The organism is Rhodoferax sp. OV413 (assembly GCF_900104385.1).
In the GTDB taxonomy this organism is placed as follows: domain Bacteria; phylum Pseudomonadota; class Gammaproteobacteria; order Burkholderiales; family Burkholderiaceae_C; genus Rhodoferax_B.
Genome location: NZ_FNJA01000003.1, coordinates 380,495 through 397,012, shown reverse-complemented (window position 1 = coordinate 397,012; position 16,518 = coordinate 380,495). Strand labels below are relative to the sequence as shown.

General features: G+C 62.8%; 18 protein-coding genes and 3 tRNA genes. 16 read left to right on the top strand and 5 right to left on the bottom strand.

The window, feature by feature from the left end; all coding sequences use genetic code 11:
- Positions 1-98: 98 nt before the first annotated feature.
- From BLT66_RS13540 to plsY, 3 genes are all read left to right on the top strand, one after another.
- Positions 99-1,160: an aldo/keto reductase gene (locus tag BLT66_RS13540; RefSeq protein ID WP_092758233.1), complete on the top strand. Its 1,062-nt coding sequence runs from the start codon at positions 99-101 to the stop codon at positions 1,158-1,160.
- Positions 1,161-1,372: 212 nt separating this feature from the next.
- Positions 1,373-1,864, top strand: a complete 492-nt coding sequence (locus BLT66_RS13535) for an aminoacyl-tRNA deacylase (RefSeq protein WP_092758232.1) — start codon at positions 1,373-1,375, stop codon at positions 1,862-1,864.
- A 37-nt stretch (positions 1,865-1,901) separates the two neighbouring features.
- Positions 1,902-2,540, top strand: coding sequence for a glycerol-3-phosphate 1-O-acyltransferase PlsY (gene plsY / locus BLT66_RS13530; RefSeq protein WP_092758231.1), 639 nt, complete (start codon positions 1,902-1,904; stop codon positions 2,538-2,540).
- Between the two features lie 2 nt (positions 2,541-2,542).
- Here plsY and BLT66_RS13525 read toward each other — a convergent pair whose 3' ends face one another.
- Genes BLT66_RS13525 through BLT66_RS13515 form a run of 3 tightly spaced genes read right to left on the bottom strand, consistent with a single transcriptional unit; the run spans position 2,543 to position 4,707 of the window.
- Entirely contained in the window at positions 2,543-3,526 is a 984-nt protein-coding gene (locus tag BLT66_RS13525) for an HD-GYP domain-containing protein (RefSeq protein WP_092758230.1), read from the bottom strand.
- 42 nt (positions 3,527-3,568) lie between these two features.
- A complete protein-coding gene (locus tag BLT66_RS13520) occupies positions 3,569-4,216 on the bottom strand; it encodes a retropepsin-like aspartic protease family protein (RefSeq protein ID WP_092758229.1) in 648 nt (215 codons plus the stop codon).
- 5 nt (positions 4,217-4,221) lie between these two features.
- A complete protein-coding gene (locus BLT66_RS13515) occupies positions 4,222-4,707 on the bottom strand; it encodes a YajQ family cyclic di-GMP-binding protein (protein ID WP_092758228.1) in 486 nt (161 codons plus the stop codon).
- Positions 4,708-4,780: 73 nt separating this feature from the next.
- On the opposite strand from BLT66_RS13515, the gene murB reads away from it, so the two are divergent.
- Together murB and BLT66_RS13505 are read left to right on the top strand one after the other, a co-directional pair.
- Positions 4,781-5,821, top strand: a complete 1,041-nt coding sequence (gene murB, locus BLT66_RS13510) for a UDP-N-acetylmuramate dehydrogenase (protein ID WP_092758452.1) — start codon at positions 4,781-4,783, stop codon at positions 5,819-5,821.
- Between the two features lie 15 nt (positions 5,822-5,836).
- Positions 5,837-6,256: a 5-carboxymethyl-2-hydroxymuconate Delta-isomerase gene (locus BLT66_RS13505; RefSeq protein ID WP_092758227.1), complete on the top strand. Its 420-nt coding sequence runs from the start codon at positions 5,837-5,839 to the stop codon at positions 6,254-6,256.
- A gap of 120 nt (positions 6,257-6,376) precedes the next feature.
- On the opposite strand, the gene BLT66_RS13500 is transcribed toward BLT66_RS13505, so the two are convergent.
- Positions 6,377-6,694 (bottom strand): pyrimidine/purine nucleoside phosphorylase, encoded by a 318-nt coding sequence (locus BLT66_RS13500; RefSeq protein WP_092758226.1) that lies wholly within the window; start codon positions 6,692-6,694, stop codon positions 6,377-6,379.
- Between the two features lie 127 nt (positions 6,695-6,821).
- Positions 6,822-7,169 carry an arsenate reductase gene (locus BLT66_RS13495; protein ID WP_092758225.1) on the bottom strand — a complete coding sequence of 116 codons (348 nt, stop codon included), beginning with the start codon at positions 7,167-7,169 and terminating at the stop codon, positions 6,822-6,824.
- 31 nt (positions 7,170-7,200) lie between these two features.
- Here BLT66_RS13495 and folC point away from each other — a divergent pair, with 31 nt between their 5' ends.
- The 11 genes from folC to rlmD all read left to right on the top strand — a co-directional run bounded on the left by folC (position 7,201) and on the right by rlmD (position 16,518).
- On the top strand, positions 7,201-8,490 hold the full coding sequence (gene folC / locus BLT66_RS13490; RefSeq protein WP_092758224.1) for a bifunctional tetrahydrofolate synthase/dihydrofolate synthase: 1,290 nt from the start codon (positions 7,201-7,203) through the stop codon (positions 8,488-8,490).
- Between the two features lie 11 nt (positions 8,491-8,501).
- Positions 8,502-9,275 (top strand): SPOR domain-containing protein, encoded by a 774-nt coding sequence (locus BLT66_RS13485; RefSeq protein WP_092758223.1) that lies wholly within the window; start codon positions 8,502-8,504, stop codon positions 9,273-9,275.
- A 12-nt stretch (positions 9,276-9,287) separates the two neighbouring features.
- Positions 9,288-9,773 carry a CvpA family protein gene (locus BLT66_RS13480; protein WP_092758222.1) on the top strand — a complete coding sequence of 162 codons (486 nt, stop codon included), beginning with the start codon at positions 9,288-9,290 and terminating at the stop codon, positions 9,771-9,773.
- A 26-nt stretch (positions 9,774-9,799) separates the two neighbouring features.
- Positions 9,800-11,326, top strand: coding sequence for an amidophosphoribosyltransferase (gene purF / locus BLT66_RS13475; RefSeq protein WP_092758221.1), 1,527 nt, complete (start codon positions 9,800-9,802; stop codon positions 11,324-11,326).
- 12 nt (positions 11,327-11,338) lie between these two features.
- Complete coding sequence (gltX, locus tag BLT66_RS13470; RefSeq protein ID WP_092758220.1) at positions 11,339-12,727, top strand: glutamate--tRNA ligase; 1,389 nt, start codon at positions 11,339-11,341, stop codon at positions 12,725-12,727.
- Positions 12,728-12,804: 77 nt separating this feature from the next.
- A tRNA-Ala gene (locus tag BLT66_RS13465) sits at positions 12,805-12,880 on the top strand.
- 52 nt (positions 12,881-12,932) lie between these two features.
- Positions 12,933-13,008, top strand: a tRNA-Glu gene (locus BLT66_RS13460).
- A 57-nt stretch (positions 13,009-13,065) separates the two neighbouring features.
- Positions 13,066-13,142, top strand: a tRNA-Asp gene (locus tag BLT66_RS13455).
- A gap of 71 nt (positions 13,143-13,213) precedes the next feature.
- Positions 13,214-14,191 carry a glycosyltransferase family 2 protein gene (locus BLT66_RS13450; RefSeq protein WP_218922608.1) on the top strand — a complete coding sequence of 326 codons (978 nt, stop codon included), beginning with the start codon at positions 13,214-13,216 and terminating at the stop codon, positions 14,189-14,191.
- Positions 14,192-14,360: 169 nt separating this feature from the next.
- Positions 14,361-15,062 carry an NAD-dependent epimerase/dehydratase family protein gene (locus BLT66_RS13445; RefSeq protein ID WP_218922607.1) on the top strand — a complete coding sequence of 234 codons (702 nt, stop codon included), beginning with the start codon at positions 14,361-14,363 and terminating at the stop codon, positions 15,060-15,062.
- 43 nt (positions 15,063-15,105) lie between these two features.
- Positions 15,106-16,518 carry a 23S rRNA (uracil(1939)-C(5))-methyltransferase RlmD gene (gene rlmD / locus BLT66_RS13440; protein ID WP_092758218.1) on the top strand — a complete coding sequence of 471 codons (1,413 nt, stop codon included), beginning with the start codon at positions 15,106-15,108 and terminating at the stop codon, positions 16,516-16,518.

The following is a 16,518-nucleotide window of genomic DNA, read 5'->3' as shown; positions in this document are numbered from 1 at the left end:
GGGCTTGTCTGTCCGGTGGACGACTCGTATCCGGCGCTTGTTGTAGGATGGAAAACGCTGCTGAAACACGGTTGTTAAGCAAAACCCATTGCCATCCCATGAAAAAAATCCAACTCGGTCAAAGCGACCTGCAAGTCACCTCCATCTGCCTGGGCACCATGACCTTCGGCGAGCAGGTTGACGAAGCCCATGCCCACGCCATCCTCGACCGCTCGCTGGAGCGCGGCGTGAACTTTCTGGATACGGCCGAAATGTATTCGGTGCCGGCCCGGGCCGAAACCTATGGCGGCACCGAAACCATCCTGGGCCACTGGTTTGCCAAGAACCCGGGCGCGCGCCACAAGGTAGTGCTGGCGACCAAGGTTGCCGGCCCGTCGCGCGGCATGCCCTGGGTGCGCAACGGCAGCCCCGACCTGACCCGTGCCGAGATCATCGACGCCTGCCACGGCAGCCTGCACCGCTTGCGCACCGACGTGATCGACCTGTACCAGATCCACTGGCCGGCACGCCATGTGCCAGCCTTTGGCGGCGTCTACTTTGACCCGGAGAAAGACCTGCCGGTCTCCAGCATCCACGAGCAGCTCGAAGCCCTGGCCACCCTGGTCAAGCAGGGCAAGATCAAGGCCATCGGACTGTCGAACGAAACCCCGTACGGCGTGCACGAGTTTGTGCGCCTGGCCGAGCAGCACGGCCTGCCGCGCGTGGCCACGGTGCAAAACCCATATTGCCTGATCAACCGCACCGTGGAAAACGGCCTGGACGAAACCATGTACCGCCTGGGCGTGTCCCTGCTGGCCTATTCGCCGCTGGGCTTTGGCCTGCTGACCGGCAAGTACGACGCGTCCGGCACCACCGGCCCGGGCGTGCCCGAAGGCCGCCTGGCCAAGTTCGAATCCATGCGCAAGCAGCGCTGGGGCCGTACCGAGGCGCTGGAGGCCGCCCGCCGCTACAACGCCCTGGCCCGCGCCAACGGCCTGACGCCGACCCAGATGGCGTTGGCCTTCTGCAACTCCAAATGGCAGGTCGCCAGCACCATCATCGGCGTGACCTCGGTGGCCCAGCTGGACGAGTGCCTGGACGCCTGGGGCCAGACCCTGGCGCCCGAGCTGCTGGCCGAGATCGACAAGGTCCGTTGGGAGCTGCGCGACCCGGCGCAATAAGGCTCACCCCCAGGCTCCACACTGCGTGTTTCCGCCAACCCCCTTGCAGGGGGCGAACCCGACGGCCCGGCGGAGCCGGTTCCGTGGGTTCTCTGGAAGGGGGGCAGGGGCGCTTATTGATAGCCGGGATGGTTTTTACATTTGCTATGGTTTAAATAGCTGGTGGCGCTGGTAGTGCCTGCGCTACAGCCTTTATTTTTATAAATTTCAGTATGGCGAAGTCAGACCATATTTCGGAGACGCCGGCGACCCAGCTGCTGCGGGCGCACAAGATCGCGTTCACCGAGTACCCCTACGCGTATGTGGAGCACGGCGGGGCCCAGCACAGCGCCGAGGTGCTGGGGCTGGACCCGTTCAGCGTGGTCAAGACGCTGGTGATGGAGGACGAGCGGGCCAAGCCGCTGATCGTGCTGATGCACGGCAACCGCGCGGTGTCGCTGAAGAACCTGGCGCGGCAGATTGGCTGCAAGTCGGTCGCGCCCTGCAAGCCCGAGGTGGCGAACCGGCACAGCGGCTACCTCGTGGGCGGCACTTCGCCGTTTGCTACGCGCAAGAGCATGCCGGTGTACATCGAGGCGGCGATTCTGGAGCTGCCGCGCATCGCCATCAACGGCGGCCGGCGCGGTTACTTGATTGGGTTGGACCCGCAGGTCTGCGTGCAGCTCTTGGACGCCAAAGCCGTGAACTGCGCAATTCCTTTATAGACGGCTGGCAAAATGCGTCCAAGTTTGGAGACACCTCTTGGAAATGCTTTACCCCCTTCTTGTCACCCTGGCCGCTTATTTGCTGGGCTCTTTGTCGTTTGCGGTGATCGTCAGCCGCGTCATGGGTCTGAGCGACCCGCGCACCTTCGGCAGTAAAAACCCCGGCGCCACCAATGTGTTGCGCTCGGGCAGCAAGCCGGCCGCCATTGCCACGCTGCTGCTGGACGGCGTCAAGGGCTGGCTGCCGGTGGCGCTGGTCGGCTGGTATGGCAAGCCTTACGGCCTGGAAGACGGCACGATAGCGCTGGTCGGGCTGGCGGCGTTCCTCGGCCATCTGTACCCGGTGTTCTTCAAGTTCGTGGGCGGCAAGGGCGTAGCCACGGCACTGGGCGTGCTGCTGGGCATCCACTGGGCGCTGGGGCTGATGGCCATCATCACCTGGCTGATCATGGCCTATGCGTTCCGCTATTCGTCGCTGGCCTCGCTGTCGGCCGCGCTGCTGGCGCCGGTGTATTACGTGCTCTGGGGCGGCACCGCCTGGTACACCGAAACCCCGGTGCTGCTGTCCATCTGCGCCATGGGTTTTCTGCTGGTGTACCGGCACCGCGAGAACATCACGCGTTTGCTCAAAGGCACTGAATCGCGCCTGGGCAAGAAAACCCAAAAACCCGGCTGACGTTAGCGGGGCGGCGCCGGGCGGTCGGCGTAGATGCCCTGGCGCAGCAGGCTCTGGTGGTTGACGCGGATCTTCACCGTGTCCTGGGTCAGCGCAGACTGCACATGCGGCGCGCTGGTGGCGGTGCGGTGCAGGCGCGGCGGCACATAGGCTTCGCCCTTGCGGTTCATGAGGGTGGCAACCAGGGGCAGGTTGGCCTTGCTGCTGCGCCGCAGCACCACAGCGGTTTCACCGTTGTCCATGCGCACATAGGTGCCGGGCGGGCACAGGCCTATGGCACGTACCAGTGCAAAACCCACCGGGTCGTTTGGCCCTAGGCCGCTGGCCATGATGCTGCGCACCGAGTCGGTCACGCTGCGCCCGGTGCGCGATTTGCGCGGGCTGACCATGGCGGCGTAGCGGTCCACCACGCGCAGGGTATGGGCCAGCCGCGGCACCAGGCCGAGCTGCTGGAAGTCGTGCCGGGCATCGTGCGCGTCATGGTGGGCGGCCACCACGTCCAGCCAGTCGGCGTCGACGATCCCAACCTTCAGCAGCAGGCGCCGTCCGTCCGCCGCATGGGTCTGTATCAGTGCCTTCTGTTCGGCGGTGGGTGTTGTGGTCTGCACGGCCAGGGTGTCTTGCAGCGCCGTCATGGCGATGTTCATGGTCATGGCCGCGAACACCAGGCTGTCGCGCTCGCTTTCCACCAGGTGCAGCTCTTGCGAGGTGATATGGCACAGCACGGCGCAGACCAGTGCATGCAGGGCGCTGTAGCCGACCGAGGCATTGGTGGCCAGCTGGAACAGCAGGTACAGGCCGGTGTCGGTGTCTTGTTGCAGCAAGTCTTGCATCCAGCGGTCGTACTGGCGGATCTTTTGCTCGAAGTTCGGGATGTTGCGCGGATTCGCCAACACCATGGCCAGGCCCGATTCGAGGTCGGCCCAGAGGCTGAGCAAATCCTCGTAGTCTGCGTCCTGCGGATGGGGCACGTGGGTATAGGGCATGGGCGGGGAAGTTTGGCAGCGAATCTACCAGAGAACGTAGCGCTAGTAACGGCGTTCGAGCACCATTTGGTCGTTGATCCGGGTCATCTGGAACTGGGTCAGAAAACTATTGCCCAGCAGCACATAGGGCATGGACGACGGCGTGACCACCGCTTCCACACCGGACAGCTCCACATCGCCGATCCGCACCGAGCTCAGCCGGATGCGCCAACCGTTGGAGTTGCCATTGGCCGTGCTCATCCGCACCGGCTCGCCGTTTTTGTAGTTGATGCCCATGCGGTCGGCATCGTTCATGCCCAAGCTGACCACGGTGGCACCGGTGTCCACCACGAACTGCATGCTCTGGCCGTTGATCCGACCCGGGCCGATGAAGTGGCCCTGGCTGTCGGCCACCAACACAATCTTGTTGCCGCTGCTCTTGCCCTTGACGCTGACCGGCGACTCGCCCAGGCGCAAGGTGGCGCGTTTGCCGTTGATCTCGACCAGGGCTTCGTCTGCCGCCACCGAGATCACTTTGACGCCCAGGTGGGTTTCACCGGGCGCCACGCTCTTCGGTGGCTTGCCATCGACCAGCAGCAAGGCCTTGCCGCCCATCATGCCGCTGAGGGCCACGCTCTGGGCCTGCACCGCGGCGCCCACGGCCAGGGCTGCACACAGTACAGCCAGCCGAAGGTATGCGGGCCTGCCCATGGGGGTCAGTCGCGGAAGTTGTTGAAGCTCAAAGGCAGATCGTCAATTGTGCTGCGCACCAGGGCCATGGCGGCCTGCAGGTCGTCGCGCTTGGCGCCAGTGACACGCACCGCATCGCCCTGGATGGCGGCGGTGACCTTGAGCTTGCTGTCCTTGATGGCGCGGGTGATCTTCTTGGACACTTCGGTTTCGATGCCGCTGCGCACCTTGATCACCAGCTTGACCTTGTCGCCGCCGACCTTTTGCACATCGCCCTTGTCGAGGAACTTCACGTCGACATTGCGCTTGGTCATCTTGTTGGTCAGCACGTCCATGATCTGGTCGAGCTGGAACTCGGCGTCGCCGATCAAGGTGATTTCCTTGTCTTTCAGTTCGATGCTGGCCGAGGTGCCCTTGAAGTCGAAGCGGGTGGTGATTTCTTTAGTGGTGTTGTCCACGGCATTGCGCACTTCGGGCAAGTCGGGTTCGCAAACGGTGTCGAATGAAGGCATGGTTTTCTCAAAATAGGCTGGGGGCGTGGGGCAATCGCAAAGCTTGCCCGCCGCCCGGTGGGACAATCTGGCCATGTTAATCGAGAAAAATGTTCCTTTGCGTGGCTATAACAGCTTCGGCATCCATGCGCGCGCCCACACCCTGGTGCGCGTCACCAGCGAGGCCGATCTGCAGTCGCTGCGCGAGGATGCGCTGCTGGCGCCGCAGCCCAAGTTTGTGCTCGGCGGCGGCAGCAACATCGTGCTGACCGGCGATGTGAAGCCTGTGGTGCTGAAGGTCGAGGTGCCGGGCAAGCGCTTGGTGGCCGAGACCGACAAGGCCTGGATCGTCGAAGCCGGCGCCGGCGAGAACTGGCACGACTTCGTCGCCTGGACGCTGGACCAGGGCTACACCGGGCTGGAGAACCTGGCGCTGATCCCCGGCACCGTCGGCGCGTCGCCGGTGCAGAACATTGGCGCTTACGGCGTGGAGCTGCAAGACCGCTTCGAGGCTCTGGACGCGGTCGACCTGCAGACCGGCCAGAGCTTCACGCTGAACGCCGCTCAGTGCGCGTTCGGGTACCGCGACTCGGTCTTCAAGCACCAGGGTGGCCTGGGGCTGGAGGGCCGGGCATTGATTACCCGGGTGCGCTTCCACCTGGCCAAAGCCTGGAAACCGGTGCTCGGCTACCTGGATCTGGAAAAGAAGATGGCCGCCACCGGCGTGGCTGCGCCCACTGCGCGCCAGATCTTCGACTGGATCTGCGAAATCCGCCGCGCCAAGCTGCCCGACCCGCAGGTCATCGGCAATGCCGGCAGCTTCTTCAAGAACCCCACCGTCAGCACCGAGCAGTGCGCCGACATCATCGCCCGCGACCCGCGCGTGGTGTACTACCAGCTGGCCAATGGCACGGTGAAGCTGGCGGCAGGCTGGCTGATCGACGCCTGTGGCTGGAAGGGCAAGTCGGTCGGCAATGCCGCCGTCTATGAAAAGCAGGCGCTGGTGCTGGTGAACCGCGGCGGTGCCGAGAACCCCGCCACCGGCGGCGAGGTGATGACCCTGGCCAAGGCGATCCAGACCAGCGTCTATGAGCGCTTCGGCATCCTGCTAGAACCCGAACCCGTCGTCGTTTAACTCTTAAAAGCCACCATGCCGCATCTTGTGATTCTCTATACCGGCCAGCTCGACAAACCTGCCGACCAGGGCGGCAGCGACATCGGCCAGCTATGCCGCAGCCTTGCCGACACCATGCTCGGCCTGCAGGACGACGCGGGCAAGCAGCTGTTTCCCACCGGCGGCACGCGGGTGTTCGCTTACCCGGCCGCGCACTATGCGGTGGCCGATGGCTCGGGCGACCATGCGTTTGTCTACCTGAACCTGCGCATGAGCAAGGGCCGCAGCGAGGCGACCCAGCAGCGCGCCGGCGAGGCGCTTTTGACCTGCACCCGCGCGCATTTCGCGCCCATCTTCGACCAGCGGCCCATCGGCATCACGCTGCAGATCGACGTGGGCGCCGAGGTGTTCGACGGCAAGCACAACAACCTGCACCCGCTGTTCCACAAGAGCTAGCGGGCGTAGGAAGAACGCGCATTCGCCAGAAACACCGCAGAGCTGGCTCCGCCAGGCTGCAGGTGTTGCCCCCTGCAAGGGGGTTGGCGGAAGACGCGTAGCGCTGCAGCCTGGGGGTGTTTAACCAAAATGGCAGATGTAGTGGTAGGGCGTGGCGACGCGGATCTGGAAGCTGGAATTGCCCGGCACGCTGAACTTCTCGCCTTCGCCGGATTTCACCCATTCGGTGCTGCCGGTCAGCAGGTATTCGCATTCGCCGCCCACGCCTTCCATGATTTCGGGGGCGCCGGTGTTGAAGGTCAGGGTGGCGGGCAGGATCACGCCCACGCTTTTCTTGGTGCCGTCGGCAAAGGTGATGCCGTGGCTGACGCATTTCCCGTCGAAGTAGACGCTGGCCTGGGTGGTGACGGTAACGTTGTCGATCTTTGCGGTGGTCATGTTGGACTTTCTGTTGCTTACTATTGAATTTGTAGCTGCTCGCGCAGGTAGTACCTGCGCCAGAGGCACTTTTGGCTTAAATCTTGGCTGGAATGCCCTTCGATTTTAGGGCGGCCGGGCGTTGGTTTTAGGGGGCTTTGCCGGCCCAGGCATCGGCGCTGAAGCCCACCGTAGTGCTGTCGCCCCATTCGACCACCGGGCGCTTGATGGTGCTGGCATGTTCGCGCATCACCGCCTCGGCGCTGGCTGCATCCACCACACTGGCCTGCACGGCGGGGTCCAGCTTGCGCCAGGTCGTGCCTTGGCGGTTCAAGACCTTTTCCCAGCCGACGGCCTGGGTCCAGGCGGCCAGCCGGTCGGCCGGCACGCCGGCTTTCTTGAAGTCATGGAAGGCGTAGGGCAGGGCGTGGCTGTCGAGCCAGACGCGGGCCTTTTTGACCGTGTCGCAGTTGGAGATGCCGTAGAGGGTAATCATGGCCGGATTATCGTTTGCGACAATACCCCCTATGCAAACCTTGAACGACTGGCTGGCGCACTGCGAGCGGCTCCACCCCACCACTATCGAGCTCGGCCTGGACCGGGTTCGCACTGTCGCAGAGCGTATGGGCCTGCGCTTTGACTGCCCGGTGATCACCGTGGCCGGCACCAACGGCAAGGGCTCGACCTGCGCCATGCTGGAGGCCATCCTGCTGCAATCGGGCTACCGCACCGGGGTGTATACCTCGCCGCACCTGGTGCATTTCGAAGAGCGCTGCCGCATCGGCGGCGAGATTGCGGGTGCTGCTGATTTTGTAGCGCACTTCGCAAACGTGGAAAGCGCCAGAGGCGATATTTCCCTCACCTATTTTGAGTTCAGCACCCTGGCCATCCTGAGCCTGATGGCGCAGTCCGGGCTGGACGTGGCGATCCTGGAGGTCGGCCTCGGCGGCCGCCTGGACGCGGTGAACATCATCGACACCAGCTGCGCGGTGATCACCAGCATCGACCTGGACCACATGGAGTTCCTGGGCAAGGACCGCGAAAGCATAGGTTTCGAGAAGGCCGGCATCATGCGCGCCGGCAAGCCGGTGGTGGTCAGCGACCCGGTACCGCCGCAGAGCGTGCTGGACCATGCCAAGGCCATCGGTGCCGACCTGTGGCGCTTTGGCGAAGACTTCAACTTCTCGGGAGACAAGCAGCAGTGGGGCTGGGCTGGCCGCGGCCGGCGCTACAGCGGACTCGGCTACCCGGGTCTGCGTGGCGCGAACCAGCTGGTCAATGCATCCGGCGTGCTGGCGGCGTTGACAGCGCTGCGCGAGCAGTTGCCGGTGACGGCGCAGGCGGTGCGCACCGGCTTGTCCATGGTCGAGCTGCCGGGCCGCTTCCAGATCGTGCCCGGCCAGCCCACCCTGGTGCTGGACGTGGCGCACAACCCGCACGCCGTGGCGGCGCTGGCGGCGAACCTGGACGCCATGGGCTTTTACCCGACCACCCATGCGGTGTTCGGCGCCATGGCCGACAAGGACTTGCTGCCCATGCTGGCGCGTATCGGTCCGCTGATCGACCGCTGGTATTTCACCGACATGCCGACCCCTCGCGCGGCCACGGCGCAGCACTTGCAAACCCAGTGGCAGGCCCAAAATAGCCGTAAAGATGCATCGGCAACGGTGCACGCCGACCCCCAGCAGGCGCTGGCGGCGGCCATCGCCGCCGCAGACCCCGCTGATAGAATCGTGGTCTTTGGCTCGTTTTATACGGTCGGCGGCGTCCTTGAGGGCGGTATTCCGCGGCTGACAGCCAAACACATGGGCACCTGACTCTCCACCGCATGGCTTTTTTCAAGTTCCGCTCCAAAGGCTCCCAAGATGAACCGTCGGTGGGCCCGGCTGAAACCATCGACGGCATGCGCCGCCGCGCCCGCCACCGCCTGATCGGTGCAGCGCTGCTGGTACTGGTCGGCGTGGTCGGCTTCCCCCTGCTGTTCGATACCCAGCCGCGCCCGATTCCGGTCGATATCCCAATCGACATTCCGGACAAAGCCAAGGTCAAGCCGCTGAGCATTGGCGGCGCCGATGCCGTGGTCAAGGTGGAAAAGCCAGTCAGTACCGTCGAGCCGGCAGTGAAAGACTCCAAGCTGACCGCCGAGGCCAGCCTCGACCCCAAGGAAGAAGTGGTGCCGGCCCGGCCCGCCGCCAAGGTGGAAAAAGTCGAGAAGGTCGAAAAGATCGAGAAAGCCGAAAAAGTGGCAGCGGCCAAGCCGGAGGCGAAACCCGAGCCCAAGCCAGAAGCCAAGCCCGTGCACAAGCCTGAGGAAGACGGCGCCAAGGCCAAGGCCTTGCTCGAAGGCAAAGCCGCCGCAGCCGATGCCGGTGGTGAGCGCTTCATCGTGCAGGTCGGGGCGTTTGCCGATACGGCCAAGGCCCGGGAGGCACGCCAGAAGCTGGAACATGCAGGTTTGAAGACCTATACCCAGGTGGTGGACACCAAGGACGGCCCGCGCACCCGGGTCCGGGTGGGGCCATTTGCCAATAAGACCGAGGCCGACAAAGCTGCCGGCAAGATCAAGGCACTGGATTTGTCCGCCTCGATCCTGGCCTTGTAAGAGCGCGGCGCCATGGCGGCTTTGGACTGGATCGTGTTGGCCGTGCTGTGCGCATCCCTGGTATTGGGCGCGGTGCGCGGCCTGGTGTTCGAGGTGTTGTCGGTGATGGGCTGGATCGCAGCCTTCGTGGCGGCGCAGTGGTTTGCCGCCGATGTGGCCGCCCGGTTGCCGATGGGCGATGCGTCGGGGGCTTTGCGTTTCGCCGCGGGTTTTGTGCTGGTCTTCATTGCCGCGGCGTTTACCGCCGGGCTGCTGGCCAAATTGGTCAAAACACTGGTGCAGGCTGTGGGCCTGCGGCCAGTGGACCGCGTACTCGGGGCCGTGTTTGGCCTGCTGCGCGGCCTGATCCTGTTATTGATTGGCGCCGTCATCATCCATCTGACGGGCCTGCACCAGGGAATCTGGTGGCAAGAATCCCGCAGCGCCGGTGTGCTTACCGATGTGCTGCATACCGCCCGGCCGATGTTGCCGGAGGCTTTTGCCAAATTTTTACCGTGACGCAAGTTACTCGCTAGGAAAAAACCATGTGTGGAATCGTTGGAGTTGTCAGCAACGCCCCTGTAAACCAGCTGATCTATGACGCCTTGCTGCTGCTGCAGCACCGCGGCCAGGATGCTGCCGGTATCGTCACCCAGCTGGACCGCAAGTTCTTCATGCACAAGGCCAAAGGCATGGTGCGCGACGTGTTCCGCACCCGCAATATGCGTGGCCTGCCCGGCAACTGCGGCCTGGGTCAGGTGCGCTACCCGACGGCGGGCAATGCCTACAGCGAAGAAGAGGCCCAGCCCTTCTATGTGAACGCGCCTTTCGGTATCGTGCTGGTGCACAACGGCAACCTGACCAATGCCCACGCGCTGAAGGCCGAGCTGTTCAACACTGACCACCGCCACATCAACACCGAGAGCGACTCCGAAGTGCTGCTCAATGTGCTGGCGCATGAGATCGAGAAGTCCACCCGCGGCCTGCCGCTGTCGCCCTTGGACGTGTTTGCTGCAGTGCGCAATGTGCACCGCCGGGTCAAGGGTTCGTATGCGGTGATCGCCTCTATTGCCGGCCATGGTTTGCTGGCGTTCCGCGACCCGTTCGGCATCCGCCCGATGTGCATTGGCCGGGCTCCGGGCTCGGTGATGCTGGCCAGCGAGTCGGTGGCCCTGGAAGGCACGATGCACACGCTGGAGCGCAACCTGGCGCCCGGTGAGGCTGTGTTCGTCGATCTGGAAGGCAATGTGCATTCCCAGCAGTGCGCCGATGCGCCCGCGCTGAACCCCTGTATTTTTGAGTATGTTTACCTGGCCCGGCCCGATTCGGTGATGGACGGCATCTCGGTCTACCAGGCGCGCTTGAACCTGGGCGAAACCCTGGCCAAGCGGGTGATTTCCACCGTGCCGCCGCAGGACATCGACGTGGTGATCCCGATTCCCGAATCCAGCCGTCCCAGCGCCATGCAGTTGGCGCAGCTGCTGGGCTTGCCGTACCGCGAAGGTTTTGTGAAGAACCGCTATGTCGGCCGCACCTTCATCATGCCCGGCCATGAAGTGCGCAAGAAGTCGGTGCGCCAGAAGCTCAACGCGATTGCCAGTGAATTCAAGGGCCGAAATGTGCTGCTGGTCGACGATTCCATCGTCCGCGGCACGACGTCCAAGGAAATCGTGCAGATGGCCCGCGATGCCGGTGCCCGCAAGGTCTATATGGCCAGCGCCGCGCCGCCGGTGCGCTTCCCCAACGTCTACGGCATCGATATGCCCACCAAGGACGAGCTGGTGGCGCATGGTCGTACCGTCGAGCAGATCCGTGAACTGATCGGCTGCGATGCCCTGATTTACCAGGATGTGGAGGGCATGAAGCGCGCCATCTGGGCGGCAGCATCCCCTGCGGCCGGTTCGCCCGACACCGCCATCAGCGGCTTCGACGCATCCTGCTTTGACGGCGTGTACGTCACCGGCGACATCACCTCGGACGACATCCAGCGCCTGAACGAAGGCCGCCCGGGCGGACAAGACCCTGACGGTGACAATTCCCGCCTGGCGTTGCCCAACACTGAACACGCCTAAGCATTGATTGACATGACACAGAAGACTCGTACCCGTTTCGCGCCGTCACCCACCGGCTTTATCCACCTGGGCAATATCCGCTCGGCGCTATATCCCTGGGCGTTTGCCCGCGCCACCGGCGGCGACTTCATTCTGCGGATCGAAGACACTGATGTGGAGCGCTCCACCCAGGTGGCCGTCGATGTGATCATCGAAGGCATGCAGTGGCTGGGCCTGGACTATGACGAAGGCCCGTTCTACCAGATGCAGCGCATGGACCGTTACAAAGCGGTGCTGGCGGACCTGGTGGCGGCTGGCCATGTCTACCCCTGCTATATGTCGGTAGCCGAGCTCGACGCCTTGCGCGACGCGCAGATGGCGGCCAAGGAAAAGCCGCGCTATGACGGCACCTGGCGGCCGGAAGCTGGCAAGACCTTGCCGCCCATCCCGGCGGGCGTGCAGCCCGTGCTGCGTTTCAAGAACCCGCTGGGCGGCGCCGTGGTCTGGGATGACAAGGTTAAGGGCCGCATCGAGATCAGCAACGACGAGCTCGACGACCTGGTGATCGCCCGGCCTGATGGCACGCCGACGTATAACTTCTGTGTGGTGGTCGACGACCTGGACATGGAGATCACTCACGTGATCCGCGGCGACGACCATGTGAACAACACGCCGCGCCAGATCAACATCTTCCGCGCTCTCGGCAAGGAGCCGCCGGTCTACGCCCATTTGCCGACCGTGCTGAACGAGCAGGGCGAGAAGATGAGCAAGCGCAACGGCGCCAAGCCGGTGACGCAGTACGCCGCTGAGGGCTATCTGCCTGATGCCATGGTGAATTACCTAGCGCGCCTGGGCTGGAGCCATGGCGACGACGAAATCTTCAGCCGTGAGCAGTTTCTGCAATGGTTCAACCTGGACCATCTGGGCAAGAGCGCGGCGCAGTTTGATGAAGCCAAGCTGCGCTGGGTCAACGCCCAGCATCTGAAAGCCATGCCGGACGAGGCGTTGGCCGCTTTGGTGGCGACCCATCTGCAGGCTAAGGGCATCCAGAGCGATCACCGTTTGCCGGCTATCTGTGGTTTGTTCAAGGACCGTTGCGACACCACCATCGTGTTAGCCGACTGGGCTGCTACTTTCTATGCCGATGTCACGCCCAAGGCCGACGAACTGGCGCAGCACGTGACTCCTGCGATCCAGCCTGCGCTGGCGCTGCTGCGCGAGAAGCTGGCCAGCTGTGCCTGGGACAAGCCATCCATCGCTGCGGCCATTAAGGAAGTGCTGGCTGCCCAAGGTCTGAAGATGCCCCAATTGGCTATGCCGGTGCGGGTGTTGGTGATGGGCACGGCCCAGACGCCGTCCCTAGACGCGGTGCTTTTTTTAAGTTTTCGCGAAAAAGTTTTGCAGCGCTTGCAAACTCCCTAATTTGCGCGCTATAATTTGAGGCTTGGAAGGTTAACAACAACGTAAGGCTTACAAGGCTAAACGAAGTTGCTGGTTACGGGGGTATAGCTCAGCTGGGAGAGCGCTTGCATGGCATGCAAGAGGTCAGCAGTTCGATCCTGCTTACCTCCACCACCAAATCTTTTGAGTGTGGAAGTTATTTTTGATAACGTTGTTCCAAGGTTTTGACCCTATCGTCTAGAGGCCTAGGACACTACCCTTTCACGGTAGGTACCGGGGTTCGAATCCCCGTAGGGTCGCCAAGTTGTAGCGCTTGGGTATCGAGCATGTAAATGCTAGGTGCCGAAAGCTATCTACCAGGAGTGGTAGTTCAGTTGGTTAGAATACCGGCCTGTCACGCCGGGGGTCGCGGGTTCGAGTCCCGTCCACTCCGCCAAATTAAAAAGCCTTTGCAAATCATTGATTTGCGAAGGCTTTTTTCATTGTAGGCTGGCAATTGCATGCGGGATGAAAGATTCCCATACAGTTGTGTTTCCTCCATGCATGATGTTGAGCGTAGTTGATGGACGCAGTCGAAAAACAAGAGGGGATATTTTGATTTCTGTAGTTGTTGTCAATTACAACGCCGGACAGTTTCTTGTTGACTGCATTGCTTCGGCTTTGCCGCTGGTCGATGAGATCGTGGTGGTCGACAACGCGTCGCAGGACTCTAGCCTGGCGCAATGCGCCGGGCTGTTTGCCGATGAACCACGGCTCAAAATCATCCGTAATACGGCCAATCTCGGCTTTGCAGTGGCCTGCAATATGGGTTTCGCTGAGACGAACGGTGACTTTATTCTGTTCTTAAACCCTGATTGCCGGCTGGATGCAGCTGCGGTACCTGCTTTGCTGCAGGCTCTGGAATCCGATGTCTCGGTGGGGATGGTAGGCGGCTTGCTGATCAATGCCGACGGATCCGAGCAGGGCGGCGGGCGGCGGGCCGTGCCCACACCCTGGCGCTCGTTTGTTCGGGCATTTGGCCTCAGCCGTTTTTCCCACCGCTGGCCCAAATTGTTTTTTGATTTCCATCTGCACAAGCAGCCCCTGCCCAACGCGCCGATTGAGGTGGAAGCCATCTCGGGGGCCTGCATGCTGGTGAAGCGCCAGGCGGTGCTGGATGTGGGTCTGTGGGATGAGGGCTATTTCCTGCATTGCGAAGATCTGGACTGGTGCATGCGTTTCAGGCGCTTGAATTGGAAAATATTGTTCGTTCCCTCGGCCAAAGTGACGCACGCATTGGGCGTCAGCAGCCGAAGTCGCCCGATCTTCGTGGAATGGCACAAGCACAAGGGCATGGTACGCTTTTATAGAAAATTCTTCCAGCACCAGTACCCGGGGCTGCTGATGGGCATGGTGGCCGCTGGGGTCTGGGTGCGGTTTGCCCTGGTGGCGGCGTACTACACCGGAAAGCGCGCGGGAAAGGCATGGGGGCGTAAACATGACTAAGGCTGCCGCGATAGGTGTTTTGGGGGCTACCAGTTTTGTGGGCGCCTGCTTGCTGCCCCAGCTGGAGCAAAGCGGACATTTGGTTGCCGCCTTTTCCCGGCGTCCGCACAACGCAGTTGAGCCGGGGGTGGAATGGCGCCAGCTGTATCCGAAAACCGTCTCTATCCCCTTGGATCACGCCGCTATTCCCAACTGGATCTGCGTAGCGCCGCTATGGGCTTTGCTGGACCAGTTGCCGTTGCTGGAGGCTTACGGCGTGCAGCGGCTGGTGGCGTTGTCATCCACCAGCCGTTTCACCAAAGATACTTCCATCGACCTGGAGGAACAGGCTTTGGCGCGCCGATTGGCCGATGCGGAGCAGCGTATCCAGGCGTGGGCACAGCAACGTGGCGTGGCCTGGACGATTTTGCGGCCCACGCTGATTTACGGTTTGCAGCAAGACAAGAACATCACCGAAATCGCCCGCTTCATCCGGCGGTTCGGTTTCTTTCCGGTGTTTGGCAAGGCCAACGGGCTGCGCCAGCCTATCCACGCTGCCGACGTGGCGGGGGCCTGTGTCGCCGCCTTGCAGTCGCCCGAAGCGGCGAATCGCGCCTACAACATCTCCGGCGGCGAAACGCTGGCGTACCGCAGTATGGTGGCGCGGGTGTTTACCGCACTGGGTCGTCGGCCGCGCTTGCTGACGGTGCCGCTGTGGATGTTTCGCCTGGCCGTTGCGGTGCTGCGCTGTTTTCCGCGCTACCGCAACTGGTCGGCGGCCATGGCCGAGCGCATGAACCGCAACCTGGTGTTCGACCATGCCGAGGCGGTGCGCGACCTGGGTTTTGCGCCCCGGGCGTTCCAGTTGACTGCCAGCGACTGCGCCCCTTAATTCTGGATGCCTGGCATCTTTTGTGACCAATGAGCAAGCTTGCATGACCGATTTGACGGAACCCCATCCCCCTCTCCCGCATTACCCCGCTGACAGCCTGCTGGTCGAGTCGCTCGACATCGAAGCCCAGGGCGTGGCCCACAAGCCTGACGGTAAAGTCGTATTCATCAAGGGCGCGCTGCCGTTCGAGGTGGTGACGGCGAACATCAATCGCAAAAAGGCCAGCTTCGAGCAGGCCACGGTCGGGGCCATCCACCGTGAATCCTCGCAGCGTGTGCGGCCCGGCTGCCCGCATTTCGGCTTGCACGAAGGCGCTTGTGGTGGCTGCAAGATGCAGCATCTGCATGTCGGCGCGCAGGTCGCCATCAAGCAGCGGGTGCTGGAGGACAACCTCTGGCATCTGGGCAAGGTCAAGCCGCAAACCATGTTACGACCCATCGAAGGCCCGGCCTGGGCTTACCGCTACCGGGCCCGGTTGTCGGTGCGCTATGTGCGCAAAAAGGGCGAGGTGCTGGTCGGCTTCCACGAGCGTAAGAGCGGCTACGTGGCCGATATGAAGGTCTGCCCGGTACTGCCGCCGCACGTCAGCGCCTTGCTGCTGCCGCTGCGGGCGTTGATTGCGGGCATGGATGCGCGCGAAACCCTGCCGCAGATCGAACTGGCTTGTGGCGACGAGGTGACGGCGATGGTGTTGCGCCATATGGAGCCCTTGAGCGCTGGCGACCTGGCTCAGCTGCGGGCTTTTGGCAACGCGAACGGCGTGCAATGGTGGCTGCAGCCCAAGGGGCCGGACAGCATCCATCTGCTGGACGAGGGTGGCACCCAACTGGCCTATGCGTTGCCGGAGTTCGGCATCAACATGCCGTTCAAGCCTACTGATTTCACCCAGGTGAATCCGCAGATCAACCGCGTGCTGGTCGGGCGCGCGCTGCGCCTGCTGGATGCGCAGAAAACCGAACGCGTGATCGACTGGTTCTGCGGCCTGGGTAACTTCACCCTGCCGCTGGCCACCCAGGCGGGCGAAGTGCTGGGCATCGAAGGCAGCGAGGCCTTGGTCGCGCGTTCGCGTGAGAACTACAAGGTGAATAAGGCTTCCACGCAGGAAGGACATGCGCTAGCAGCTACGAAGTTTGTAGCGCGCAATCTGTTCGAGATGACGCCCGAAGTCCTGACCGCCGACGGCAGTGCCGATAAATGGCTGGTCGATCCACCACGTGAAGGGGCTTTTGCGCTGGTTCAGGCCCTGGCGGCCTTGCACCAGGACTCTGCGCTGCGCGGAGGCTGGACGCCGCCGCGGCGGATTGTCTATGTGAGCTGCAACCCGGCCACCCTGGCGCGCGATGCCGACGTGCTGGTGCACCAAGCGGGGTATCGCTTGCTATCGGCGGGGATGGTGAATATGTTTCCGCATACCGCGCATGTGGAAAGCATGGCGGTGTTCGAACTCGAAGCCTAA